Origin of the sequence: Caulobacter vibrioides (assembly GCF_002310375.3) — a bacterium.
Classification (GTDB): domain Bacteria; phylum Pseudomonadota; class Alphaproteobacteria; order Caulobacterales; family Caulobacteraceae; genus Caulobacter; species Caulobacter vibrioides_D.
In genome coordinates this window covers 2,117,180-2,141,746 of the sequence record NZ_CP023315.3, presented here as the reverse complement: position 1 = coordinate 2,141,746, position 24,567 = coordinate 2,117,180, and the positions used below count along the sequence as shown (strand labels likewise).

Genomic DNA, 24,567 nt, shown 5'->3' with positions numbered 1-24,567 from the left:
TCATTATTGGGACGGGCAGTCCAATTTTCGCTTTTCGCGGGTGCGTTATAGCGCCTCATGCGCGAGGCGCTAGCGCGTCGTCAAGACGGCCAATCGCCTCATCGCGGGAGAGGGCCGCCATGGTCTTGTTCAGGTCGGGAGCTTGCGCCCCGCCCGTGAGGACTCCCCGCAGCGCGGGACCGAACTTGCCAAAGCCGACGCCCTCGGATTCCGCGAATGATTTCAACACGGTTTCCAGGGTTGCAGCGTCGAAGTCGGGCGCAGCGGCCAGTTGGTCGCGCAGACGCTTCAGCCGCTCGACCGTCTCTTCGGTAAGCTGTTTTTGGGTTTTCTCGTCCAGCGCCAGTGGACGGGTCTTCAGCGCGAATGCGCAGTGATCGACCAGTTCCAGGATCGTCTTGGCGCCTTCCTTGACCTCGGGAACCGTGCGGGCGATGCGCTCGGCCGCATCGGCGGGCAGGGGTTCACCGCGCTTTTCCGCCGCCGCCAGGGCCAGAGCCGTCAGGCGCGCGTCGTCGGCCTTGCGCAGATGCTGAGCGTTGGTGTGGTTCAGCTTGGCCCAGTCCAGGCGCGCGGGGGCTTTGACGACATCGGCCACGTCGAACCAGCTGATCGCCTGCTCGTCGGTGAAGACCTCGTCATCGCCATGACCCCAGCCCAGGCGGGCCAGATAGTTGCGCATGCCTTCTGGGATGTAGCCGAGGTCGGCGAACTCGCCGACGGCCTGGGCGCCGTGGCGCTTGGACAGCTTGGCGCCGTCCGGGCCGTGAATCAGCGGGATGTGCGCGAAGGCCGGCACAGCCCAGTCCATCGCCTGATAGATCAGGGTCTGACGGGCGGCGTTGTTCAGATGGTCGTCGCCGCGGATCACGTGGGTGACGCCCATGTCGTGGTCGTCCACGACGACGGCGAGGTTGTAGGTCGGCGCGCCGTCGGCGCGGAGAAGGACCAGGTCGTCCAGCTCGATGTTCTTGAAGGTGACAGGCCCCTTGACCAGGTCGTTGACCACGGTCTCGCCGTCCAGCGGTCCCTTGAAGCGGATCACGTGCGGCGCGGAGAGATCGCCTTCGGGCGCATCGCGCCACGGCGAGCGGATCGCGCGGCCCTCAGCGCGCGCCTTTTCGCGGGCGACCTCCAGTTCCTCGACGCTCATCCAGCAGCGATAGGCGCGGCCCTTGGCCAGCAGCTCATGCACCACCTCCACGTGACGCGGCGCGCGGGTGTGCTGGAAGACTACTTCATCGTCGGACTTTAGGCCCAGCCAGTCCAAGCCCTCGAAGATCGCGGCGACGGCGGCCTCAGTCGAGCGCTCGCGATCGGTGTCCTCGACGCGAATTAGGAACTTCCCTCCCGTATGGCGTGCATATAACCAGTTGAACAGCGCCGTACGAGCGCCGCCGATATGCAGGAAACCGGTGGGCGAGGGGGCGAAGCGCGTGACGACGCCCGTAGGATTGGGGCCGGTGGGTGTGGGGTTCGACATGGACTTCAAGGCTGCAGGACAGGGCGCCGGAGCGGCGCTGGGAAACGTTCGCCGCGAAGCGACGCGGGCGAGGCGTCTTAGCACGCGGCCCAAGGCCGGGCCTAGCGGTTTTCCGCAGCGCGAAATGCGCCACGATCTTGCGAAAAATACAGCGGTTTCCGCGTGTTAAGCGCTGAAGGCGAGATGGGGCGACCGCCGGCTTCGCCGGGCGTCCTGCGCTGGCGAGCGCTGTGGCGGGCTACGTCGACCGAGGCGTCGGGCAACCTTGATCGCCGCTTCCTCTGGGCGCCCGTGGCGTTTGGGCTAGGCGCCGCTGCGTATCTTGAGGCGCGCGCTGAGCCAGCGCTGTGGGGCTTGGGCCTTCTGGCGACGGGCTTGGCCCTTTTGGCCTGGGCGGCGCGGCGCTGGAATGCGCCTGCGATCCTGGCGGTGTTGCTGGGCTTGGCGGCCTTTGGCGCGGCTGGGACTTTCGCCGCCAAGGTTCGCAGCGAGCAGGTGGCTGCGCCGGTCGTCGGTGGCGAGCGTGTGGTGCGGCGTGTTGAAGGGTTCGTGGTGGACGTGGTCAGTCCCGGCGCCGGTGGACAGCGTGTGCTGATCGCGCCGGTGAGAATCGCGGGGCTGAAGCCAGAAGACACGCCGCGTCGGATCCGCGTCACGATCGGCGAGAACCCAATACCGCAACCGGGACGCGCGATTCGCCTTCGCGCGATGCTGGGACCGCCTCCGCCGCCCGCTGCGCCCGGCGCCTACGACTTCGCCCGCGACGCGTGGTTCGACTCTATCGGCGGGGTGGGCTTCACCATCGGCGACATCGAAAGCGCCAGGCTCGATTCTCCGCCCGCGCGCTTGCGCCTCAACATGGCGGTGAACGCCTTTCGGTGGGACCTAGCCCAGCGGCTGCTCGCCAGGATGGGGCCCACCAGCGGCGGTGTCGGGGCGGCCATGGTGACCGGGCACGAGGCCTGGATCACCGACGGTCAAACCGAGGCGATGCGCGCTTCGGGCCTGGCTCACATTCTGTCGATCTCGGGCTTGCACATGGCGATCGTGGGCGGCTTTGTTTTCGTCGCCTTCCGACTGGGCGTCGCCGCCTGGCCGTGGCTGGCGCTGCGCGCCCCGGGCAAGAAGATCGCGGCGACGGCGGGGCTTGTCGCCGTTCTGGGCTATCTCGTCGTCTCAGGTGCGCCGCCGCCCGCAGAGCGGGCCGCCATCACCGCCAGTGTGGCCTTCCTGGCCATCCTGTTCGATCGACGCGCGATCACCCTGCATGGTCTGGCGCTGGCGGCGCTGTTGATCCTGCTGCTCAAGCCCGAAACGGCGGGGGAGCCGGGTTTCCAGATGTCCTTCGCCGCAACGGCCGCCCTGGTCGCGCTGGCCGAGGCCTGGCCCAGGCCGGTTCGGGAACTGTCGACGCCGTGGTGGATTCAAGCGCCGCAGGCCGCCGTCGCCTGGCTCGCCGCCAGCGTCATGGCCAGTTTCGTAGCGGGTCTCGCCACGGCTCCCTTCGCCATGCAGCACTTCAACCGGGTCGCGGTGTGGGGGCTGCCGGCGAACCTGCTTGTAGCGCCGCTGTCCTCGTTCGTGATCATGCCGTTCCTGGCGATCGGCGCCGTCCTGGAGCCGATCGGGCTGGGCGCCCCGTTCCTGGCGATCGCCGGATGGGGCGTAGACGCTATGCTGGGTGTCGCGGGTCTGTTCGCCGGTGCCCACGGCGCTCAGCATGTCGTCGCCAGCGCCCCGCCGCAGGTCCTGCTTCTGGCCTTCCTGGGCCTGATGGTCCTGTGCCTCTGGAAGGGCCGCCTGCGCTGGATCGGCGCGCCCTTGGCGCTGGCCGTCGCCCTATGGCCAAGGTCGACGCCGCCGGACGCCTGGATTGCCGCCGACGGCGCGACGGCCGCCGTGCGTTCGGGTGACGCCGCGGTTCTGCTCCGGACCGATGCAAAACGTTTCGGGGCCGAGCTGTGGGCGCGACGCAGGGGTCTTCAGCCGACCACCTGGAGCCTCTACGGCTGCGACCGATGGGTTTGCGCGCCAGATCTGGGCGCCCCGGTGCGCCTGTCTCTGGCGTGGTCTCGCAAGGCTCCAGACGCCGAGACGCTCAGCGGCCTCTGCGTTCGAAGCGAAGTCGTGGTGGTGCGCGGGCCTGCGCCGCCTCGCATCCCGCCGCTGTGCGCCGAAACCGTGCTGCTGACGGGCGAGGACTTTGCACGCCATGGCGCAGCCGAGCTCTATCGACAGCCCGACGGCTGGCGGATTGTCTGGGCGCAGCCGTTGCGCGGCGTCCGCCCCTGGAGCGGCTACTGACAGTCCGTGGCGCGAACAGGGCTAGGAAACGGCCGACCTATAGCGTTCAACCCCCGGAGGCCTAGCCATGTCAGATCCTTACGCCCACCGGCGCGCCGCGTTTCGCGCGCTGCATGGTGAAGGTTGCTTTGCGCTGCCCAACCCGTGGGATGCGGGCGGCGCCAAGCGGCTGGAACAGTTGGGGTTCCACGCTCTGGCGTCGACTAGCGCGGGCATGGCCTGGGCGCTGGGCAAGTCCGATGGTGAGGTCACGCGTGACGAGGTCATCGCCCATCTGACGATGCTGTGCGCGGCCACCGATCTGCCGGTCAACGCCGACTTCGAGAACGGTTTTGGAGAGACGCCTGCGCAGGTGGCCCAGAGCGTGACCTTGGCGATCGAAACCGGTGTCGCAGGGCTCTCGATCGAGGACTGGTCCGGCACGGCGCTCTATGAGCTCCCTGTGGCCGTGGAGCGACTCAAGGCCGCGCGCGCTGCGATCGACGCGAGCGGACGGGATGTGATGCTCGTGGGCCGCACCGAAGGCTATCTGCGCGGACGCCGCGAACTGGCGCCGACCCTCGAACGCCTGAAGGCCTATGCCGACGCCGGGGCGGACTGTCTCTATGCCCCAGCCATCACCGATCCAGTCGAGATCAAGGCGCTCGTCGACGCCGTCGCGCCCAAGCCTGTGAACGTACTGCTCTGGGGGGACGACATGACGGTCGACAGCCTGGCTAGGCTTGGCGTGCGGCGAGTCAGCACGGGCGGGGCGCTCGCAGCGGCGTCCTGGGCGGGTTTCGACGTCATGGCCAAGCGACTGGCCAACGAGGGACGGCTGGCGTCCAAGGCCTAGACACGAAGAGGCCCTGATCCCTTGCAGGATCAGGGCCCTATCTCTGGCGCGCCGAGCGCTGAGGCTTAGTGATAGCGCCGGATCAGACCGACCAGCTTACCCTGCACCTCGACCTGATCTGGGCCGAAGATGCGGGTCTCGTACTTTGGATTGGCGGCCTCAAGGGCGATGGAGCCGCCCTTCTTGCGCAGGCGCTTCAGCGTGGCTTCCTCGCCGACCAGCGCGACGACGATCTCGCCCGACGTCGCGGTGTCGCCCTTCTTGATGATCACATAGTCGCCGTCGAGGATACCGGCCTCGATCATGGAGTCGCCCTGGACTTCCAGGACATAGTGCTCGCCGCCGCCAAGCATCGCTTCTGGCACCGGCAGCCGATCGCGCTCGTGCTGGATCGCGTCGATCGGCGTGCCGGCGGCGATCTTGCCCAGGATGGGCAGCTCGCGGCTGTCATTGGCCGGCGCTGCGGCGCTGCTGGCCGGCGGCGGCGCGCCACCGCCTTCGAAGACTTGCGGGCGGAATGCGCCGCGTCCCTTGGGCGGCGCGGCGGTCGTGGCCTGCTGTGGCAGCTTCACCACTTCCAACGCACGGGCTCGATGCGCCAGGCGGCGGATGAACCCGCGTTCCTCGAGAGCGGTGATCAAGCGATGGATCCCCGACTTGGACGCCAGATCCAGAGCTTCCTTCATCTCGTCGAACGACGGTGAGACGCCGGTTTCCTTGATCCGTTCATGGATGAACATCAGCAGTTCGTGCTGCTTGCGCGTGAGCATGTCGGCCTCGGCTGGAGCGCGGAACAAACCGCAAACCTTTCGAATGTTCTCCTGGTGTTCCGCGTCAAAGTCAAGCCGAGCTTCGTTAACGCGGGAAAGGCTCGAAATTTCAGTCGGTTAGGTGTCGAAATCGGCAAAATGCGCAAAGAATCAAAAGCTTAATGAAATCTTTCAGGCCTGTTTGCGCGCCACGATGATGTCCTGGTCCTGCAGCGGTTCGCGCCGCCAGACCCCAAGCGCCTGGTTGAGGATCTCAAGGCCCAGATCTTTGTACTGCTTTTGGATCAGCGGCAGCTCGTAGCCGATCACCGCCTCGGGCAACTCGGGGGTTGCGGTCCAGCATCCGTTCAGCGGGTGGACGAAATCGAAGGCGATCTGGCCGCTTCCGGTGTTGGCCCTGGCCTCGTCATCGATGAGGTACCAGGAGACGATGCTGATGCCGCCAGGCCTCAGGACCCGCGCGATCTCCTGCGCAAACTGCGCTTGGTCGGCCGCCAGCAGATGGGTGAACACCGAACCCAGCCAGACATAGTCGAAACTGGCGTCGGGGTAGGGGAAGACATAGGCGCTGGCCGGCTGGGAGCCGCCCGGATTGTAGCGGTCGCTGTGCATGTCGGCGTGGAGGAACTCGAACCTCGGGTCGCCGACGGCGATATTGGCGCGACACCAGGCGATGGCCTCGGCCATGACGTCGAACCCGGCGTAACGGCCGTTCTCATCGAGATAGTCGACCAGAGGCGCGGCGGCGCGCCCGATCCCGCAGCCGACATCGAGGATCGCATGATGAGGCTTGAGGCCCGCGTCGAGAAACAGCGCCTTGAACTGCTGGCCGACCCGCACGAAGTCGGCGTCCGCAGCGCCGACCAGGTGCCACAGTTCAGGCGGCGCTCGCACCGCCTCTGGCGCGGCGACGCTGTCGACGGCGGGCGCGGGCGTCGACGACCGCAGCCGACCGACCGCGTCGCGAAGCGGGCGCGGCGCGAGTGTCTTCAAGGCGGTCAGAAGGTCGCGCATCCGATTCTCCCGGTCAGAACGGCGCCCGCCTTATAGACCAGGGTTTGGTCTTACGCGTCCGGCGCGGCGTCGAGATCGTCGAACCGCGTGGCCATTTCGGGGAACTTGGGCGTGCAGCTCTGGTAGAAGCTGGCGATCCGGCGCATGTCGGCGGCGTAGTCGCCGGTCGGATAGATGGCGGGGCCAAGGCTCACGACCTTCCGCTGATAGTCCATCATGCCCAGCACCATCGGCACCTTGGCGCCCATCGCGATGTGGTAGAAGCCCGTCTTCCATTGGCGCGCCTTGCCGCGCGTGCCTTCCGGGGCGATCGTCAGCATGAACGTGTCGCGGCGGCCAAACTCCTCGACCATCGCCTTGACCATGTCCTTGGAGCGCTCGCGATCCAGGGGGATGCCGCCCAGATCACGCATCATTTGGTCGAAGGGCGCCTTGAACAGCGAGGCCTTGCCGATGAAGCTCAGGTCGAGGTCCAGAGCATCGGCGGCGCCGACGAAATAGACGAAGTCCCAGTTGCTGGTATGGGGCGCGGCGATCACGACGAACTTCCGCGTCTCAGGAGGCGCGCCCTCGATCTTCCAGCCCTGCAGCTTAAAGTTCGTGGCCAGGGCCCATTTCACGACTCGCGCGAGCCAGTTCATGCACGTTTCCTCAGCCGCGTTCTCGGCGCGGCGACGTTGGAAGGATGGGACTGCTTTGCCCTAAGGCGCCAGCGTCAGGAAAGCCCGTTTTGGGTTCAACCGATCAAGGCGCGGGTGGCGCTCGTCACGTCCGCGTGCCGCATCAGGCTTTCGCCGACCAGCATGGCCTTGGCGCCAGTGGCTTCCATGCGGACGACGTCGTCGTGGGTGAAGATGCCGCTTTCGGTGACCAGAAGCGCGCCTTCGGGCGCCTTCGCCGACAGACGCTCGGTCACCGCCAGATCGACGACAAAGCTCTTCAGATCGCGGTTGTTGATCCCCACGAGATCGGATCCCAGCTTGGCCGCGCGGGCCATCTCGGCCTCATCGTGCACCTCGACCAGGGCGTCCATGCCCATGCGGCGAGCCTCGGACATCAGCTCCGCCGCCAGGACGTCGTCGATCATGGCCAGGATCACCAGGATCGCATCGGCGCCCAGCGCGCGGCTTTCGGCCACCTGCCAGGGATCGACCAGGAAATCCTTGCGGATGCAGGGAAGGGCGACCGCCGCCCGAGCGGCGACCAGATACTCATCCGCGCCCTGGAAGCTGGGCCCATCGGTCAGCACCGAGAGGCAGGCCGCGCCGCCGGCCTCGTAGGCCTTAGCCAGGACGGGCGGGTCGAAGTCTTCGCGGATCAGGCCCTTGGACGGCGAGGCCTTCTTGATCTCGGCGATCAGCGACAGCTTACCGGACGAATGACGGGCTTCCAGCGCGGCCTTGAACCCGCGTGGCGCTGAAGCGGCTTTGGCCGCGTCTTCGACACCGGCTTGGGAACGCGCCAGCTTGCGGCCCGCGACGTCCTCGCGCTTGTAGGCGGCGATCTTGGCCAGAATGTCGGTCACGCGGGAACTTCCGTATTGGTGGCGGCCACAAGGCCTGCGAGGGCGGTCTTGGCGCGCCCGCTATCGATGACGTCGCCGGCCAGTGCGATCCCTTCGCCCAGGGTCTCGACCTTGTCGCCGACCAGGAACGCCGCGGCGGCGTTGAGCAGGACGATATCGCGATAGGCGCCGGCCTCGCCGTCGAACAGACGCGTCAGCGCGGCCGCGTTGAACGCAGGATCACCGCCCGTCAGGTCCGACAACGAAGCGCGCGGCAGGCCGACGGCCTCGGGCGTGATCTTGAACAGGCGCATGACGCCATCGCGCCATTCGGCGACCTCCGTCTCGCCGGTGGTCGCCAGTTCGTCCATGCCCGAGCCGTGAACCGACCAGGCGCGTTCGGCCCCAAGAGCCCCCAGGGCCTTGGCGATAGGCTCGACGAAGCGCGGCGCCGAGACCCCGACCACTTGACGCTTGGCGCCGGCTGGATTGGTCAACGGGCCCAGCAGGTTGAAGATCGTGCGGAAACCCAGCTGCTGGCGGATCGGCGAGACATGCTTCATCGCGCCGTGATGGGCCTGGGCGAACAGGAAACAGATGCCGGCCTCGTCCAGCGCCTTGCGCTGTTGCTCGCGCGTGGCGTCGATATTCACGCCGAGCGCGGTCAGAACGTCGGCCGTGCCGGACTTGGACGTGATGGCGCGGTTGCCGTGCTTGGCGACCTTGAGGCCGCCTCCGGCGACCACGAAGCCCACGGCGGTGGAGATGTTCAGGGTGTGAAGGCCGTCTCCGCCGGTGCCGCAAACGTCGATGACGTCATACGGATGCTCCAGCGGGATAGCGGCGCGGCGCATGGCGCGCGCGCAGGCCGCGATCTCGCCCACGGTCTCGCCGCGCAGGCGCATGGCGGTCACGGCGGCGGCGACTTGCGCCGGTGTCGGCTCGCCGCGCAGGCAAGCGGCGAAGAAGACCTCGGCGTCGCTGTCGTCGAGGGTCTGGCCATCGGCGAGTTTCGCCAGAAGGGGCTTGAAGGCGTCGGACATCGGAAAGCCTAGACCCAGACCGCCGCGTCGCGTTTGACGCCGGCCAGATCCATGAAGTTGGCCAGCATCTGGTGCCCGCCTTCGGTGGCGATCGACTCAGGGTGGAACTGGACGCCGAAGATCGGACGCGTCTTGTGCTGCACGCCCATGATCTCGCCGTCATCGGTCCAGGCCGTCACTTCCAGGTCGTCCGGAAGGTCTTCACGGCGCACGGCCAGGCTGTGGTAGCGCGTGGCGGTGAAGGGGTTGGGTAGGCCCTTGAAGATGCCCTTGTCGTTGTGGCGCACCTTGCTGACCTTGCCGTGCATGACGGCCTTGGCCCGGATCACCTCACCGCCGAACGCCTGGCCGATGGCCTGGTGACCCAGACAAACGCCGAGGATCGGCAGATCGGCGGGCGCGGCCTCCAGCAGCGGCAGGCAAATGCCCGCCTGATCGGGAGCCTTGGGGCCGGGCGACAGCAGCACGGCGGCCGGCTTGAGGCCCAGGGCCTCGGTCACGGTCAGCGCGTCGTTGCGGTAGACGGCCGTGTCGGCGCCAAGCTCGTTCAGATAGTGGACGAGGTTGTAGGTGAAGCTGTCGTAGTTATCGATGACGAGGATCATGACGCCGCCTTTCGAGGTGCGGTTCTAGAGCGCGTTAGGCGAAAGTGTAAGCGGTTTCGCCGCTCGAACGCGCTCCAGGTTTCAACCAGAATGAGGTCGTTTGGATGACGATCCAAAAGACCTTTGGCCTGAGCGGGAGCAATATCTAGCGCCATTTTCGCCTGCGGCCTTCCGTAACGGTTACAGCGATCGCGGACTTGAGCATCATAGGCTCATGGACCCGCGTGATTCCGCCTTGGACCCCGTCGCCGTCGCCTATGTCCGCGCTTTGCTGCGGCCCAAGCAACGCATCCAGAAGATGGCGCCTGTGCTGGCCGCCGCGGCCTTCGCCGCGTTCTGCGCGTTGAGCTTCGCCACGGTGATGGTGCTGGCGCCGCCAGCGGTGACGCAACACCTTCCCGACGATCGGCTGGGCGGTCCTTAGCGGAACAAAGCAGCCCTCAGGCTCAGCTGAATCGCCAGGCTTCTTCGGCCGCGCGCTTCAGGGCGCGGGACTTGTGCAGGGTCTCGTCGTACTCGGCGTCCGGGTCGCTGTCGGCGACAATGCCGCCACCGGCTTGCACGTACATCATGCCGTCCTTCACCAGCGCCGTGCGCAGCACGATGCAGGTGTCGACCGCGCCGTCAGCGCCGAAATAACCGACGGCACCGGCGTAGCCGATGCCACGCTTCTCGACTTCCAGCTCGTCGATGATCTCCATGGCGCGCACTTTGGGCGCGCCCGACAGGGTTCCGGCGGGCAGGGCGGCCATCAGAACGTCCACGGGGTCGACACCCTCGGGCGCGGTCCCTTCGACGTTCGAGACGATGTGCATCACGTGGCTGTAGCGCTCGATCGTGAAGCTCTCGGTCACCCGGACGTTCGGGCCCTTCGGGCGCTCTTGCTCGGGCGGCGCGTTACGGCCGTGGCGGTTCAGCATCGCCACACGGCCCACATCGTTGCGGCCAAGATCGAGCAGCATCAGGTGCTCGGCGCGTTCCTTGGGATCGGCCAGCAGCTCGGCCTCGAGCGCGGCGTCTTCCTCCGGGGTCGCTCCGCGCGGGCGCGTGCCGGCGATCGGCCGGATGGTGATCTTGCCGTCACGCAGACGAACCAGAATCTCGGGGCTGGAGCCGACCAGATTGAAGCCGTCGAGGTTCAGGAAGAACAGGAAGGGCGACGGGTTGGTCCGGCGCAGCGACCGATACAGCGCGAACGGCGGCAGATCGAAGGGGCTGCGGAAGCGGTGGCTGGCCACGACCTGGAAGATGTCGCCGGCGGCGATGTAGTCCTTGGCCTTGGCCACGACCTCGGCGTAGTCGGCGCGGCTGACCGGGGTGGTGAAGTCCATCGGCCCGCGCGGCGGGCGCGGTGCGTCGTGGGCGAGGGGCCGGTGCAGGTCGGCCATCACCGCCTCGATGCGCGCGCGGGCCTGATCATGCGCCGCCTTGGCAGAAACTCCGGCCTGGGGACGCACCGTCGTCGTCAGGATGATCTCCTGCGCGATGGCGTCGAACACCGCCACGATCGACGGGCGGGTCATGATGCCATCAGGCAGGTTCAAGGCGTCCGGATTGACGTCCGGCAGACGCTCGACCAGGCGCACCAGATCATAGCCCAAGGCGCCGAACACGCCGGCGGCCATGGGCGGCAGGCCCTTCGGGAGGTCCATGCGCGAGCGCGCCACCAGATCCCGCAGGCTGTCGAGCGCGCCGCCCGGTTGGGGCGTGAACCGGCCAGCGGCGATGTCCTCGCCCTCGGCGATCTCGGCCTGGTCGCCGCGACACCGCCAGACGAGGTCCGGGTTCATCGTGACGATCGAATAGCGACCGCGCCAGGCGCCGCCCTCGACGCTTTCGAACAGGAAGCTGTAGGGCCGCGCCTGAGCGATCTTCAGATAGGCCGAGACCGGCGTTTCCAGATCATCGATCAGGCGGGTCCAGACGACCTGCTGCCGTCCGGCGTCATAGGCTTCCGAAAAGGCGTCGAACGCGGGCTCCAGGCTCATTACTCGGCCTTCTTTCCAGCCTTGCCAGCCTCGGCCTTGGCCAGGGCGTCGGTGTCGACGCCGATGGCTTGGCGCGCCAGGGTCAGGTTGCTCTTGGCCTTCATCTGGGTCTTGGCGACCACGCGGGTGGCCTCGGCCAGATCGCGCATCAGGCCATTGGCGGCTTGCCCCCCGGCCAGAACGGCGATCTGCGCGACGTTTGCGGTCGGCGCGGCGCGGACCGTGTCAAGCTTGGCGACGAGATAGGCCTCGCCCTGCTGACCGGCGCGCGCGGTGAAGATCGCGCCCGGCTTGGCCGAGAAGGCCGCGCCCAGGAACTCTTGGCCCAGGGCCATGTTCTGCTGGGCGTTCTGGCGCGTCAGGCCGCCCGGGATCTTCTGAACCTTGGACTGCGCCGCCGTCGCGACCGCGTCCAGGCTCTCGCCCTTCTTGGCGCGCGCGGCGAGCTCATCGGCCTTGGCCTTCATCCGCTTGGCCATTTCCTGGTTAAACCACACGGCGGTCAGCTGCGGCTTGATCTCGGCCAGCGGCGGCAGGGCCGCGGGAATGATCCGCTCGACCTTGACGGCGTAGTAGTCGCCCTTGCCGGCCTCGACCAGTTCGCTCTCGCCGCCTTGCGACAGGTCGAACGCGGTCTTGACGATGTCCGGCGTCAGGCCGGCGAACGGTTGGCCCATCTGGTCAGCGCCCTGCGCGGTCACCGGCGCGGTCGTGATGACCAGCGCGCCGGCCTTGCTGGCCGCCGAGAGCAGGTCAGCGCCCGCGTCGCGCGCGTCCTGATAGGTCTGGGTCTGTTCATAGGCCTTGGCCTGCGCCGTCTGGCTGCGAACCTCGGCTTCGATCTGCGGGCGGACGCTTTCCAGCGAGGCGACAGCGCCGGGGGTGATCTTGGTCACCTTGACGACCGCTACGCCCAGGTCGCCCGTGATCGGGCCGCTGACCTGGCCGACCGCGAGCCCGAAGGCGGCGTCCGCGACCTTGCGATCCGGAACGGCGGTCTTGGGCTTGTCGGCGAGGACCAGCGGCGTCTTGCCGTAGGCCTTGGCGACCGCCGCCGGGTCCTCGCCCTTGGCGAGGCGCTGGGAGATCACCGCCGCCGCCTTGGCGTCCGGGGCCGCGATCTGGACGATCGTGCGGGTTTCCGGCCGGGCCAGGCTGTCCTTGCGGAAGTCGAAAGCCTTCTGAACGTCAGCCGGATTGATCGTGACGGAGGGCTCCAGCGCCGCAGCGCTGACGCGCATGATCGACAGGACGCGGGTTTCAGGACGCGTCAGACGGTCGGCGTTTTCCTTCATGAACGCCATCAATTGCGCATCGGTCGGCGGGTTGGGGCGCTGGACGGAAGCGGGATTGACGACAAAGGCCGAGATTTCCCGGGCTTCCAGCATGTAGGCGCCTTGAAGCGCGGCATAGATGCGTGGAGCCTTCAGGCCGTCGGCGATGGCCGAGAAGAAGTGCGTCTGGGCGATCTCGTCGCGCAGCGCGGCTTCGTAGCCCTCGGGCGTCAGGCCATTTTGCTGCATCAGCGCCGCATAGGCGCGAGAATCAAACTTGCCGGTGATGGGGTCGAACGGGCGCGTCGCGGGCGGCAACTGGCTCATCTGTTCGCGCACGGTGTCGGCGACCAGCTTGTCGGACGGCGCGACGCCCATCTTGTGCAAGGCGGCGGCCAGCGACTCCTGCAGCACCAGTTCCTGAACAATCTGGCGATCGACGCCTTGCTCGACGGCCTGGTCAGGCGTCAGGGCCGTCCCGTTCTGCTGCTCCATCGCCTTGCGATAGTTGTCGAAACGCTGCTTGAAATCCGCAGCGGACATGGTGCGCGAGCCGGCATTGATCACGCCCGAGCCCTGCGGCCCCTTGAACACGTCGCTGATGCCGAAGATGGCGAAGCTGACAATCAGCAAGCCAAACAGCACCACCGCGAAGGGCGATTTGGCGAACTTGCGGAAACCGGCGAGCATGAGCGCGAAAACCTTCCAGACGGACCGCTGCGCACAGGGACGCGGCGGTCGAGAGCAGCGGGTATAGTAGAGCCGAAGGCGAGGGGGCAAGCGGCGTGGACTTGACTTCCCAAGGGAGCGTGACCTCAAGAAGGCGCTCATGACCCTTTCGAGCACAACGTCCCGGCCCTTGATCGCCGGAAACTGGAAGATGAACGGCCTTTCCGCCGCCCTCGACGAGGCCCGCGCCGTCGCGGCCGCCCTTGAGAGCCAGGCCTCGACCGCCCGCGTGGCGATCTTCCCGCCCTCCACCCTGCTGTCGCGCTTGAGCGAAGCGGTGCGGGGCTCTCCCGTCGCCACCGGCGCGCAGGACTGCCACGGCAAGTCCAGCGGCGCGCACACCGGGGACATCTCCGCCGAGATGATTCTGGACGCCGGCGGATCTCTGGTGATCTGCGGCCATTCCGAGCGGCGCACCGACCACGGCGAAACCTCCGCTCAGGTGGCCGGCAAGGCTGAAGCGGCGGCGGCGGCGGGCCTGGAGCCCATCGTCTGCGTCGGCGAGACCCTGGAAACGCGCGAGGCGGGCGACGCGGTGGCCTTCGTTGTCGCCCAGGTGCGCGAGTCGCTCCCGGCATCGCTGGCCGGCAAGCCCTTCAACCTCGCCTATGAGCCGCTGTGGGCGATCGGAACGGGCCGCACGGCGTCAGTGGACAACATCGTGGAAATGCACGCTGCGATCCGCGCCGAGCTCGCAGCGATCTTCGGGGAGCAGGGCAAGGTCGTCCCCATCCTCTACGGCGGCTCCGTAAAGCCCGAAAACGCGGGCGAGATTCTCGCGGCTGCGGAAGTCGGCGGCGCCCTGGTGGGGGGCGCTTCGCTGAAGGCGACGGACTTCCTGGCCATCATCCGGGCCGCCTAGACCTCAAGAACCTTCCAAGGACAGGCCGTGCCCGCGCACGGTCTGTCCCAGAATCCTTGACATCGCGGCGCCCACGTGCGCCTTACCGCGCCTTGCAAATCACCGCGTATTCAAGACTTTCATGACCGCCATGCACGCCTATCGCACCCACAACTGCGGCGCCCTGCGCGCTTCCGACACCGGCTCGGCCGTGCGTCTGTCGGGCTGGATCCACCGCAAGCGCGACCACGGCGGTCTGGTCTTCATCGACCTGCGCGACCACTATGGTCTGACCCAGCTGGTGCTGCACCCCGAAACCCCGGGTTTCAACGTTGTCGAGCGCCTGCGCGCCGAGAGCGTGATCCGCGTGGACGGCGAAGTCATCGCCCGTGACGCCAGCGTCGTGAACCCGAACCTGCCGACCGGCGAGATCGAGATCCGCGTCTCGGCCGTCGAGGTGCTGTCCGAGGCCGCTGAGCTGCCGCTGCCCGTCTTCGGCGAGCCCGACTATCCCGAAGAGATCCGCCTTAAGCACCGTTATCTCGACCTGCGTCGCGAGACGCTGCACAAGAACATCGTCCTGCGCTCGCGCGTGATCCAGTCGATCCGCAACCGCATGTTCGCGCAGGGCTTCAACGAGTTCCAGACGCCGATCCTGACCGCCAGCTCGCCGGAAGGCGCGCGCGACTTCCTGGTGCCCTCGCGTCTGCACCCCGAAAAGTTCTACGCGCTGCCGCAGGCGCCCCAGCAGTTCAAGCAACTGCTGATGGTCTCGGGCTTCGACCGCTACTTCCAGATCGCGCCATGCTTCCGCGACGAAGACCTGCGCGCCGACCGTAGCCTGGAGTTCTACCAGCTCGACGTCGAGATGAGCTTCGTCACCCAGGAAGACGTCTTCGCGGCCATCGAGCCCGTCATGCATGGCGTGTTCGAGGAGTTCAGCAACGGCAAGCCGGTGTCGCCGATCAGCGGCACGCATACCTTCACCAACGACTTTGGCCAATCGTTCGAACACAAGGGCTTCGAGCGCCTGACCTACGCCCAGTCGATGGCCTGGTACGGCAGCGACAAGCCGGACCTGCGCAACCCGATCAAGATGGCCAACGTCTCGGAGCACTTCCGTGACGGCGGCTTTGGCCTGTTCGCCAAGATCCTGGGCGCCGACGCCAAGAACCAGGTGTGGGCCATCCCCGCGCCGACCGGCGGCAGCCGCGCTTTCTGCGATCGCATGAACAGCTGGGCCCAGGGCGAAGGCCAGCCAGGCCTGGGCTACGTGTTCTGGTCGGAAGACCAAGGTTCATGGGGTGGCCCGATCGCCAAGAACCTGGGCGAGCCGGCGCAAGCCCTGATGGAGTCGCTGGGCCTGGGCGCCGGCGACGCCGCGTTCTTCGTGGCCGGCGATCCTGCCGTGTTCGCCAAATTCGCCGGCCTGGCGCGCACCCGCGTCGGCACGGAGCTGAAGCTGGTCGACGAAAACCAGTTCAAGTTCTGCTGGATCGTCGACTTCCCGATGTTCGAGTGGAACGAGGAAGAGAAGAAGGTCGACTTCTCGCACAATCCGTTCTCGATGCCGCAAGGCGGTCTGGAGGCCCTGGAGACCCAGGATCCTCTGACCATCCGCGCCTACCAGTACGACATCGTGTGCAACGGCTACGAGCTGTGCTCGGGCGCGATCCGGAACCACAAGCCCGAGATCATGCTCAAGGCCTTCGCTACGGCCGGCTATGGTCCCGAAGTGGTCGAGGAGCAGTTCGGCGGCATGCTGAACGCGTTCCGCTACGGCGCGCCGCCGCACGGTGGTCTGGCGCCCGGCATCGACCGTATCGTCATGCTGCTGGCCGACCAGGTCGCCATCCGCGAAGTCATCGCCTTCCCGCTGAACCAGCAGGGCCAGGACCTCCTGATGAACGCCCCGGCCAACGTGCTCGACAAGCAGTTGAAGGAACTGCACATCCGGACCGCGCCGCCCATCAAGGTGTAAGCCTGATCGCAAGCGGAACAAGAAAAAGCCCTCCGATCAGCTGATCGGAGGGCTTTTTCGTTCCACTACGGAGGCCTCACTGTTTCGGAGGCTTGGGTGGTTTCGGCGGGGCCGGGGGCGCAGCGGGCGCGGGCGGCGCTTTGGGAACCGCGCGTAACAGCATGAAGTGCTGACCGCCACGCAGACCGTTGCAAGTGCGGACATTCAGCCCCGAAGGCAGGCGCGTGGCGCTGTCGCCGCAGGCGTCGTCCAACTGCTCCTGATCAAGGCCCCGGGCGCTGGACAGATCCGCGCCGCTGAGATTGACCATCGTCAGGTCCGCATTACGGAAGTCCGCGCCGTTGAAGATGGCGCCGCGCAGGTTCGAGCCGGTCATGTCGGCGTTGTGGAAACGGGCCCCGTCGAAGCGCGCGCCCTGGAAGTTGGCGTTGTTGATGTCGGCGTTCGAGAAGTCGGCGTCGCGGGCGTTGGCGCCCGACAGATTGGCGGCGATCAGTTCGGCGTTGGCGAAGCGCGCCTTCTGCAGGTTGGCGCCGGCCATGTTGGCGGCGTGCAGCTCCGCCGAAGACAGGTCCACGCGGACCAGAGTCGCCTGAGCGAAGTTGGCGCCGCTGCTCTCGACGCCGGACATACGCGCGTCGGTGAAGTTGGCGCGGGTGAAGTTGGCGCCGCGCATCTCGGCGCCGCGCAGATCGGCGCGGCTCAGATCGGCCCAGCTGAACTGCGACCCATAGAAGATCGCGCCGCGCAGGTCGGCCCCGATCAGAACGGCCTTGGTGAAGTTGGCGCCCGTGAACTTGGCGTTCATCAGCTTGCGACCCGCGAGGTCGCAGTTGGCGCACATGCCGCCAAAGGAGGTCAGCTTGGCGACGTCCTTATCTTCGGTCCGGGCGCTCGCCTGACCGGTCATCGCCAGCAGGCTCAGCGTCAAGGCGGCGATGGAAACGCCCAAGCGGGACATCGACTTCTCCGTGCAGTCCATACGCGACTGTGTGAGTTACGGTTTGAACCGTCGGAGGGGTAGAGACCACTTAAATTGCGGTAATGACGGGGATTTAACGGCAGCGCGGGATCGAAAGGCCACGCGGCAACAACGTGGAGTCGTCGCCGCAGGCCTGATTCAACTGGCTCTGCTTGAGGCCCGCGGCGCGGCCCATTTCGGCGCCCGAGAAGTTGACGCCCGCGAGCCTTGCGCCCGTGAAGTTCGCGCCCTGCAGATAGGCGCCGACGAAGCTGGCGTTCGTCAGGTCCGCGCGCGCGAAACTGGCCCCCGTAAAGACCCCGCCATAGGCGTTGACGTCCCTAAGGTCGCCGCTGGCGAAGCTGCTGCGGTTCATGACGGCGGTCGACAAGTCCGCCTGGCGAAGGCGCGCGCCGGCGAGGTTCTTGCCCTTCAAGGTCAGGTTGGACACATCCGCCTGGAAGAGGTTGCAACGCGGGCAGTGCGCGCCGTTTCGCACGGCCGCGATCTGGCCGGCGTTCTGGGCGCTCGCGGGCGTCGCGGCGACCAACGCCACGCCAAGGGCGGCGGCTGCGAATTGGGCGATCGGTTTCATTCTGGCGCACGTTCCGAGCGAAGAGGCAGGATCCACCCTGACCCAGCAAGCTTAACGCCAACCAAACGCGCTCAAGAGGACGCCATCGGGCCTGGGCGTTCCGACTGCGCCCCGCAGGTGTCGCAGACGGTCAAGCCGCCCCGCCGCACGAGGGAAAGGTCCCCGCACGCTGGGCACATCTCACCATCCGCCCCGGGCCGGTCAGCGCCTTCCAACCGACGCCGACCGAAGCTGGCGAACACCAGATTGTCGGGCGTGGCGCCGCGCGAAAAGCCCTTGGAAATGAAGCGGCTGGCGGGGACCGGATCGGCGTCGTCGTCCAGCAGCTCGTCCTCGGCGAGGCGTTTGCCGGCCCCAAGGCCATCGGCGTTGAACTCGCCGGGGTCGCCATTGGCGAGGTCGTCGCGGCCAAGGTACGAAACGCCCAACTCGCGGAAAATGTAGTCCAGGATGGAGGTCGCGGACTTGATCGAGTCATTGCCCGTGACCGGACCCGCCGGCTCGAACTTGGTGTAGACGAAGGCGTCGACGAACTCGTCCAGCGGCACGCCGTGCTGCAGACCCAGCGAGACGGCGATGGCGAAATTGTTCATCAGGCTCCGGAAGGCCGCGCCTTCCTTGTGCATGTCGATGAACAGCTCACCCAGTTCGCCGTCCTCGTACTCGCCGGTGTGCAGATAGACCTTGTGCCCGCCCACGGCCGCCTTCTGGATGTAGCCCTTGCGACGGTCGGGGAGGCGACGGCGCGAGCGGTCGCGCTCGACGATCCGCTCGACGACGCGCTCGGTCACCACCGGTTCTCGCGCCGGAGCGGGGCGGGGCGCTTCGGCCGCAGGCTCTTCGGGCAGGTCCAGCTTGAAGTCGGCGGGCGTCGGCGCGCGCTGCAGGCGCAGGGCGCGAACACCGGCCCTGGCCGCCGCGGCCTGGGCGCGCACCGCGTCGGCCGGACGCGCATCGTGCGGGATCAACACCGTCACCGCCGTCGGCAGGCAGGCGAAGCTTTCCACGGCCGCGAGCATGGACAGGCGTTCGGGGAACGACGCGCTCTCCACGGAGCGGAAGGCCTCGCGCAGGTCGGGGTTCAACGCCTCGCAGTCGCCCAGCGTGCCCGCGCCCAGGGCATGGCGTTCGGCCGCTGCGATCTCCGCAACCGAAAAGTCGGCGAAGGCCAGGGTGTCGAAGTCGCGACGGGCGACGTCCTCCGCAGACGCGCCCAGGACGTCGCGCAGGAAGCCGGCGCCCACCACGGACGGGGCGAACGCCGCGCGGATCCCGTGATGCTCACGCAAGGCGTTTTCGGCCTTCTCGATCTCGTGGGCGGTGAAGCCGCGCGCCTGAAGCATGGCGTGGTCGATCGCGGGGCTTTCGGCCAGCGATCCATGGCCGAGCGCGTGGCGACGGGCCGCGTCAAGGTCGACGGCCTCGGAGGATAGCGCCTCGAAGGCGGCGGCGCTGAACGTTGGCAGCAGGAAGCCGTCGGCCGTCTGGGCCACCGAAACCGGCGCCATTGCGCCCGCCGGACCCACGGGCGCGCCGCCAAGACGCAGGGTCGCCTCGGCGTCGACGAAGGGGCCGACCAGGCCGGCCGAGCGCAAACCGTGCTTGCGGGCGAGGGCGTGCGCCGTCGCGAGCGCGGCTGCGGCTTCCGTCGCCAGCGCCGAGCGCAGTGCGGCGGCGCGGACCCGGCGTTCGGCCAAGGTCTTCAGGACGCCTTGGCGGTCCTGGGCGAAAATGGGGTCCTGCCCCAGGGCGGTCGCCGCTTCCGCACTGGCGGAAAGCGCAGCGCCGACGGCCAGGGCCCACAAGGCGGCGGCGCCATCGCGGCCTTCGACGCTGGTTTGGCTGTAGCCCTGGCTCAACAGGCAGTCGCCCACGCCCGCCAGCGAGAGCCGAGCAGGCCGCTCGCCACGGTCCAGCTCCAGAGCCGTGGCCCACAGGTGGCAGACGAAGGTGAAGCGCTCGATATCGAACCCGTCGGCGTCGAGGAAGGCGCTGGCGTCAATCGCCGCGCCGATCGCCACGCCGCGCGACAAGGCTTCGGCGTCGGTCGGCGCCAGCGCCAGCGTCAGGGCGCTCGTCTCCCAGCCGACCTGGGCGGCCAAGGTTGCAGCTTCGTCGCCGGCGGACACGCCCTGCCGGGTGGCCGCGGCGACCACAGGCGGATCACGATCGGGCGCCAGGCCGGTCAGCGAGGCCCGGGGCTGATCGGCCATGGCGATGGCGTCGAGGATTGTCTGATCGTCCGCGCCGAGCTCGCGCGCCTTGCGCGCCGCCCGCGCCAGGGCCGGGTTCTTGCGCACATCCGAGCAGGCTCGGCTGTCGCCCTGGCAGCGGCGGACAGCATCGGCGACGTGCTCAAGCGCAGCGTTCAGTCGCGCGGACGCCTGGGCGGCCAGATCGCGGCTGCGACGGCGAACCAGAATGCCGCGCGCCTGACTTTGGAATTCGAACTCGGTGATGTCCGGCAAAAGCTGGAGGCCCGCCTGGCCGGCGGTCGGCGTGGCGATCCCGGACAGCATGGTGGTCAGCAACGCCTCGCGGAACGCGTCGGCGTCGGCCTTGTCGCCAAACAGACCATGCGACAGGCCAAGCTGGGCGACCCGCCCGGCGTAGCGCGTGGGACCGCCGCCGAGCGGCGCCTTTGGTTCGACCTCGCCACCCCAGTCAAGCCAGGCTTCGACTCGGGCGTCGGACCAGGAGGCGGGCGCGGAGACGACCTCGATGCCGTCAGCCCTTTCCAGGTCCCGCCATTCCATCGCGGGAGCTAGACCTGCGGCTTTGGCGGCGGTGCGCATGGGCGTTTCCTGGTCCGGGTGCCAGCTTGAGTGCTTACCAAATCCCTAACGTGTGATTCCACGCGGCCGGGAAGGGCGTAAGGTCGCACCACAAGCTAGAACCTTGATCCGCGCCTCTCAATAGATGTTGCGGGTGAAGGGGCGCTAATCCACAAGATGTTGAAGTTCGCCGCGACAGGCGCGCGGCTGGACGGTGGCGGCGCGGGGCGCTATGGTCCGCCCGCTTCGCCGCGCTTATCGCGGCCGTGCAAAGCCTTGCAGATTCAGGTGCGAACGTAGTGCTGAAAGCGATCTTCACGTGGTGGAACGGCGCGACCTTGGGTCAACGTTTCCACATCGGCCGTCGCGGCGTCTTCGTGGGTCAAGATGACTACGGCAACCGCTACTTCGAGGCGCGCGACAACAGCGACAGCTACGACGAGCGCAAGCGCCGCTGGGTGATCTACAACGGTTACGCCGAGGCCTCGAAGGTTCCGGCCGAGTGGAGCGGTTGGCTGCACTACACGCTAGATGAGCCGCCGACCCGTGAGCCGCTGAAGCGCCGCGAATGGGAGAAGGACACGCTTCCTAACCTGACCGGCACCGTGCACGCTTGGCGTCCGCAGGGTTCGCTGGCTCGTGGCGGTGAACGTCAAGCGGCGACGAGCGACTATCAAGCCTGGTCGCCGGAATAGGGACATGGCCCGCCGGGCGTCCCTGATCGCGGCCGTCAGCGCCCTGTCCGGTTTGGCCGTGGCGGGTATCGCTGTCGCGCGTCAGGCGGGGACGCCCCCAGCACAAGCCCCGGCCGCTGCGCCCGCAGCGACCCCCGCGCCTGTGGCGCCGGCCGCCAGACCCGCGTCGGCGCCGTCGGCCGGAGAACTCCGTCCCGCCCAGCCCGTGCAGGTCGCGCCCGCCGCAACGCGCCCGAACCCGCCGGCGTCGCCCGCGCCGGGAACCTCGACCCCGGCCAAGCCTGCGACTGCGGCTGCGACCAAGCCGGCCGAGCCCGCCAAGCGCGCGCGCTACGCCGTGGCGATCCTGCAGGCGCTGGACAAGGTCACGACCGAGACGATGCGGTTCGAGGTCCCGATTGGTCAGCCGATCCGCTACAAGACCCTGATCTTCACGGTGCGGGCCTGCGAAACGGCGGCCGCCGACGAGGTCGCGCCGGAATCAACGGCCTATGTCGTCGTGGACACCCAGCCTAAGGCTCAAGCGGGGCGCGCCGCCCCGCCGGGACGGCAGATCTACAAGGGCTGGATGTATGCGAGCTCGCCGGGCCTGAACCCGCTGCAGCATCCGGTCTATGACGCCTGGTTGATCGCCTGCAAGCAGTCGATCCCCGTCGAGGCGCCCGCCAAGCCGTAAAAGTCACCCTGCGTCGCCAGGGCCTTGGACAGCCGACGGCGATAGTCCGCGCGGCTGATCTCCGTGACGCCAAATTGCGACAGATGCTCGGTGAGAAACTGAGTGTCCAAAAGCGTGTACCCGCCCGCGACCAAGCGCGCGACGAGGTGAACGAGGGCCACCTTGCTGGCGTCCCGCGCGGTCGAGAACATGCTTTCGCCGAAGAAGGCTCCACCCAGAGACACGCCGTAGAGCCCGCCGACGAGCTCATCCCCCAGCCAGGTCTCGACACTATGGGCGAGCCCACGGGCGTAGAGCTGGCCATAGAGCCGCTGGATCGGATGATTGATCCAGGTGTCCAGCCGTCCGGGCCGCGAGGCGGCGCAGCTCTCGATCACTGCGTCGAAGGCGGTGTCGACGCGGACCTCATAGGGTCCATTGCGAACCGTACGGGCCAGGCGCTTGGGAATGTGAAAGCTCCCGAGCGGCAGCACGCCGCGCCGCTCGGGATCGATCAGAAAGAGGCTCTCGTCCTCTCGCGCGTCGGCCATCGGAAAGACGCCACGCGCATAGCAGGCGATCAGATCGTCGACCGTGAAGGCGTCGTCCATCGCAAACCGGACCTCAAGCGTCTTGGGCTTTGATCCAGCGTTCCAGCCAGTGGATGTCGTAATCGCCGGCCAGGATATCGGACTGCACCAGAAGGTCCTGGAACAGAGGGATCGTGGTTTCGACGCCGCCGACCACCATCTCGCCCAGGCAACGCTTCAGGCGCGCGATGCACTCGGCGCGGTCGCGGCCGTGCACGATCAGCTTGCCGATCAGGCTGTCGTAGTACGGCGGGATCGCGTAGCCGGTGTAGATCGCCGAATCCAGGCGAACGCCCAGGCCACCGGGGGCGTGGAAGTCGGTGATCACGCCCGGCGAAGGCGTGAAGGTCCGCGCGTTCTCGGCGTTGATTCGGCACTCGATCGCGTGGCCCTCGAAGACAACGTCTTCCTGGGTGAACGACAGCGGCAGGCCGGCGGCGATGCGGATCTGCTCGCGCACCAGGTCGATGCCGGTGATGGCTTCGGTGACCGGGTGTTCGACCTGCAGGCGGGTGTTCATCTCGATGAAGAAGAACTCGTCGTTCTCCCACAGGAACTCGATGGTGCCGACGCCGAGATAGCCGATGGCCTTGACCGCATCGACGACGACCTTGCCGATCTTGGCGCGGCCTTCGGCGGACAGGGCGGGCGAGGGGGCTTCTTCCAGAACCTTCTGGTGGCGACGCTGCAGAGAGCAGTCGCGCTCGCCCAGGTGCACCACGTTGCCGTGGCTGTCGGCGATCACCTGCAGCTCGATGTGGCGCGGCTTTTGGAGGTAGCGCTCCATATAGACCGTGTCGTCGCCGAAGGCGGCGCGGGCCTCGGCGCGGGCGGTCGAGACCGCTTCGGCCAGGTCTTCACGCGTCTGGGCGACCTTCATGCCACGACCACCGCCACCGGCGGCGGCCTTGATCAGGACTGGGAAGCCGATCTTCTCGGCGGCCTCGAAGGCCTCCTCCTCGGTCGACACGCCGCCGTCCGAGCCGGGAACGACCGGGATGCCGGCGTCCTTCACGGCCTGCTTGGCGGTGATCTTGTCGCCCATCATCCGGATGTGCTCGGGCTTGGGACCGATGAAGGTGAAGCCGTGCGCGCCGACGATCTCGGCGAAGCGGGCGTTCTCCGACAGGAAGCCATAGCCCGGGTGGATCGCCTGGGCGCCGGTGATCTCGGCGGCCGCGATGATCGACGGGATGTTCAGATAGCTCTTGGCGGCCGGAGCCGGGCCGATGCAGACGCTTTCGTCAGCCAGGCGCACCCACATGGAGTTACGGTCGGCCTCGGAATGGACCGCCACCGTGGCGATGCCCATTTCCTTACAGGCGCGGTGAACCCGGAGCGCGATCTCGCCCCGGTTCGCGATGAGAATCTTGTCGAACATGAGCGTTACTCGATGACGACGAGCGGCTCGCCGAACTCGACGGGCTGGGCGTCGTCAACCAGGATTTCGACGATCTTGCCGGCCTTCGGCGCGGCGATCGGGTTCATGGTCTTCATGGCTTCGACGATCAGCAGGGTCTGACCGGCCGCGACGGTGTCGCCGACCTTCACGAAGGCGTCGGCGCCCGGCTGGGGCGACAGATAGGCGGTGCCGACCATCGGCGACTTCACGGCGTCGCCGCGGACGGGGGCGGGCGCGGCCTCGGCGACCGGGGCGGGGGCGGCGGCCGGAGCCTGAGCGGCGACAGGCGCCGGGGCGTAGGCCGGAGCCGCAGCCTGGACGTAATTGACGGGCGCGGCGGTCAGTTCACGCGCGACGCGGATCTTCAGGCCGGCATGCTCGACTTCGATCTCGGACAGGCCCGTGTCCTTCAGGATGTCCGCGATCTTGCGGACCAGACGGGCGTCGATCGCGGGAGCTTCGACCGGATCGGCGGGGGCCTTGGGGTTCGACATGGAAGCTTACCTTGTTCTTCTGATGCGCCG

General features: G+C 67.6%; 22 protein-coding genes and 1 pseudogene. 8 read left to right on the top strand and 15 right to left on the bottom strand.

Features of this window, described 5'->3' with window-relative positions:
- Positions 1 to 55: 55 nt before the first annotated feature.
- Positions 56 to 1,483, bottom strand: coding sequence for a glutamate--tRNA ligase (gene gltX / locus CA606_RS10145; protein ID WP_096051241.1), 1,428 nt, complete (start codon positions 1,481 to 1,483; stop codon positions 56 to 58).
- Here gltX and CA606_RS10140 point away from each other — a divergent pair.
- The 3 genes and pseudogenes from CA606_RS10140 (at position 1,482) to CA606_RS10130 (ending at position 4,622) form a co-directional block, all read left to right on the top strand.
- Positions 1,482 to 1,652, top strand: a complete 171-nt coding sequence (locus CA606_RS10140) for a hypothetical protein (protein ID WP_181242534.1) — start codon at positions 1,482 to 1,484, stop codon at positions 1,650 to 1,652. The two genes, gltX and CA606_RS10140, sit on opposite strands and share 2 nt — an antisense overlap.
- A gap of 86 nt (positions 1,653 to 1,738) precedes the next feature.
- Positions 1,739 to 3,852 (top strand): annotated as a pseudogene (locus CA606_RS10135) (ComEC/Rec2 family competence protein); the annotation flags it as partial.
- A 2-nt stretch (positions 3,853 to 3,854) separates the two neighbouring features.
- A complete protein-coding gene (locus CA606_RS10130) occupies positions 3,855 to 4,622 on the top strand; it encodes an isocitrate lyase/PEP mutase family protein (protein WP_096051242.1) in 768 nt (255 codons plus the stop codon).
- 65 nt (positions 4,623 to 4,687) lie between these two features.
- On the opposite strand, the gene lexA is transcribed toward CA606_RS10130, so the two are convergent.
- The 6 genes from lexA to CA606_RS10100 form a co-directional block, all read right to left on the bottom strand.
- Positions 4,688 to 5,392 carry a transcriptional repressor LexA gene (gene lexA / locus CA606_RS10125; RefSeq protein WP_096053807.1) on the bottom strand — a complete coding sequence of 235 codons (705 nt, stop codon included), beginning with the start codon at positions 5,390 to 5,392 and terminating at the stop codon, positions 4,688 to 4,690.
- A 171-nt stretch (positions 5,393 to 5,563) separates the two neighbouring features.
- Entirely contained in the window at positions 5,564 to 6,406 is an 843-nt protein-coding gene (locus tag CA606_RS10120) for a class I SAM-dependent methyltransferase (protein WP_096051243.1), read from the bottom strand.
- Between the two features lie 50 nt (positions 6,407 to 6,456).
- On the bottom strand, positions 6,457 to 7,047 hold the full coding sequence (locus CA606_RS10115; protein ID WP_096051244.1) for a lysophospholipid acyltransferase family protein: 591 nt from the start codon (positions 7,045 to 7,047) through the stop codon (positions 6,457 to 6,459).
- A 95-nt stretch (positions 7,048 to 7,142) separates the two neighbouring features.
- A complete protein-coding gene (gene trpC, locus CA606_RS10110) occupies positions 7,143 to 7,931 on the bottom strand; it encodes an indole-3-glycerol phosphate synthase TrpC (RefSeq protein ID WP_096051245.1) in 789 nt (262 codons plus the stop codon).
- The gene (gene trpD, locus CA606_RS10105) at positions 7,928 to 8,953 is read right to left on the bottom strand and encodes an anthranilate phosphoribosyltransferase (protein WP_096051246.1); all 1,026 of its coding nucleotides are present in this window, start codon (positions 8,951 to 8,953) and stop codon (positions 7,928 to 7,930) included. Before trpD ends, trpC begins: the two co-directional genes overlap by 4 nt.
- Positions 8,954 to 8,961: 8 nt before the next feature.
- Entirely contained in the window at positions 8,962 to 9,558 is a 597-nt protein-coding gene (locus CA606_RS10100) for an anthranilate synthase component II (RefSeq protein ID WP_096051247.1), read from the bottom strand.
- A gap of 214 nt (positions 9,559 to 9,772) precedes the next feature.
- On the opposite strand from CA606_RS10100, the gene CA606_RS10095 reads away from it, so the two are divergent.
- On the top strand, positions 9,773 to 9,982 hold the full coding sequence (locus CA606_RS10095; RefSeq protein WP_096051248.1) for a hypothetical protein: 210 nt from the start codon (positions 9,773 to 9,775) through the stop codon (positions 9,980 to 9,982).
- Positions 9,983 to 10,004: 22 nt separating this feature from the next.
- Here the strand turns inward: CA606_RS10095 and trpE are convergent, their stop codons facing one another.
- Both trpE and CA606_RS10085 read right to left on the bottom strand, forming a co-directional pair.
- Positions 10,005 to 11,546, bottom strand: a complete 1,542-nt coding sequence (gene trpE, locus CA606_RS10090; RefSeq protein ID WP_096051249.1) for an anthranilate synthase component I — start codon at positions 11,544 to 11,546, stop codon at positions 10,005 to 10,007.
- The gene (locus CA606_RS10085) at positions 11,546 to 13,510 is read right to left on the bottom strand and encodes a peptidylprolyl isomerase (protein WP_096051250.1); all 1,965 of its coding nucleotides are present in this window, start codon (positions 13,508 to 13,510) and stop codon (positions 11,546 to 11,548) included. The genes trpE and CA606_RS10085 overlap by 1 nt, the downstream gene beginning before the upstream one ends.
- A 139-nt stretch (positions 13,511 to 13,649) precedes the next feature.
- Here CA606_RS10085 and tpiA point away from each other — a divergent pair, with 139 nt between their 5' ends.
- A complete protein-coding gene (gene tpiA, locus CA606_RS10080) occupies positions 13,650 to 14,411 on the top strand; it encodes a triose-phosphate isomerase (protein ID WP_096051251.1) in 762 nt (253 codons plus the stop codon).
- 121 nt (positions 14,412 to 14,532) lie between these two features.
- Positions 14,533 to 16,371, top strand: a complete 1,839-nt coding sequence (gene aspS / locus CA606_RS10075) for an aspartate--tRNA ligase (RefSeq protein ID WP_181242533.1) — start codon at positions 14,533 to 14,535, stop codon at positions 16,369 to 16,371.
- 76 nt (positions 16,372 to 16,447) lie between these two features.
- On the opposite strand, the gene CA606_RS10070 is transcribed toward aspS, so the two are convergent.
- The 3 genes from CA606_RS10070 to CA606_RS10060 form a co-directional block, all read right to left on the bottom strand.
- Positions 16,448 to 17,332, bottom strand: coding sequence for a pentapeptide repeat-containing protein (locus tag CA606_RS10070; protein ID WP_096051252.1), 885 nt, complete (start codon positions 17,330 to 17,332; stop codon positions 16,448 to 16,450).
- Between the two features lie 94 nt (positions 17,333 to 17,426).
- Complete coding sequence (locus tag CA606_RS10065) at positions 17,427 to 17,927, bottom strand: pentapeptide repeat-containing protein (RefSeq protein WP_096051253.1); 501 nt, start codon at positions 17,925 to 17,927, stop codon at positions 17,427 to 17,429.
- A 71-nt stretch (positions 17,928 to 17,998) separates the two neighbouring features.
- Entirely contained in the window at positions 17,999 to 20,722 is a 2,724-nt protein-coding gene (locus CA606_RS10060; protein ID WP_096051254.1) for a ribonucleotide reductase, read from the bottom strand.
- Positions 20,723 to 21,000: 278 nt separating this feature from the next.
- On the opposite strand from CA606_RS10060, the gene CA606_RS10055 reads away from it, so the two are divergent.
- Positions 21,001 to 21,396 (top strand): NADH:ubiquinone oxidoreductase subunit NDUFA12, encoded by a 396-nt coding sequence (locus CA606_RS10055; RefSeq protein WP_096051256.1) that lies wholly within the window; start codon positions 21,001 to 21,003, stop codon positions 21,394 to 21,396.
- A gap of 4 nt (positions 21,397 to 21,400) precedes the next feature.
- Positions 21,401 to 22,072, top strand: a complete 672-nt coding sequence (locus CA606_RS10050; RefSeq protein ID WP_096051257.1) for a DUF2155 domain-containing protein — start codon at positions 21,401 to 21,403, stop codon at positions 22,070 to 22,072.
- On the opposite strand, the gene aat is transcribed toward CA606_RS10050, so the two are convergent.
- Genes aat through accB form a run of 3 tightly spaced genes read right to left on the bottom strand, consistent with a single transcriptional unit; the run spans position 22,009 to position 24,537 of the window.
- The gene (gene aat, locus CA606_RS10045) at positions 22,009 to 22,662 is read right to left on the bottom strand and encodes a leucyl/phenylalanyl-tRNA--protein transferase (RefSeq protein ID WP_096051258.1); all 654 of its coding nucleotides are present in this window, start codon (positions 22,660 to 22,662) and stop codon (positions 22,009 to 22,011) included. The genes CA606_RS10050 and aat overlap by 64 nt on opposite strands.
- 13 nt (positions 22,663 to 22,675) lie before the next feature.
- On the bottom strand, positions 22,676 to 24,022 hold the full coding sequence (accC, locus tag CA606_RS10040; RefSeq protein ID WP_096051259.1) for an acetyl-CoA carboxylase biotin carboxylase subunit: 1,347 nt from the start codon (positions 24,020 to 24,022) through the stop codon (positions 22,676 to 22,678).
- Between the two features lie 5 nt (positions 24,023 to 24,027).
- Entirely contained in the window at positions 24,028 to 24,537 is a 510-nt protein-coding gene (accB, locus tag CA606_RS10035; protein ID WP_096051260.1) for an acetyl-CoA carboxylase biotin carboxyl carrier protein, read from the bottom strand.
- Between the last annotated feature and the right edge of the window lie 30 nt (positions 24,538 to 24,567).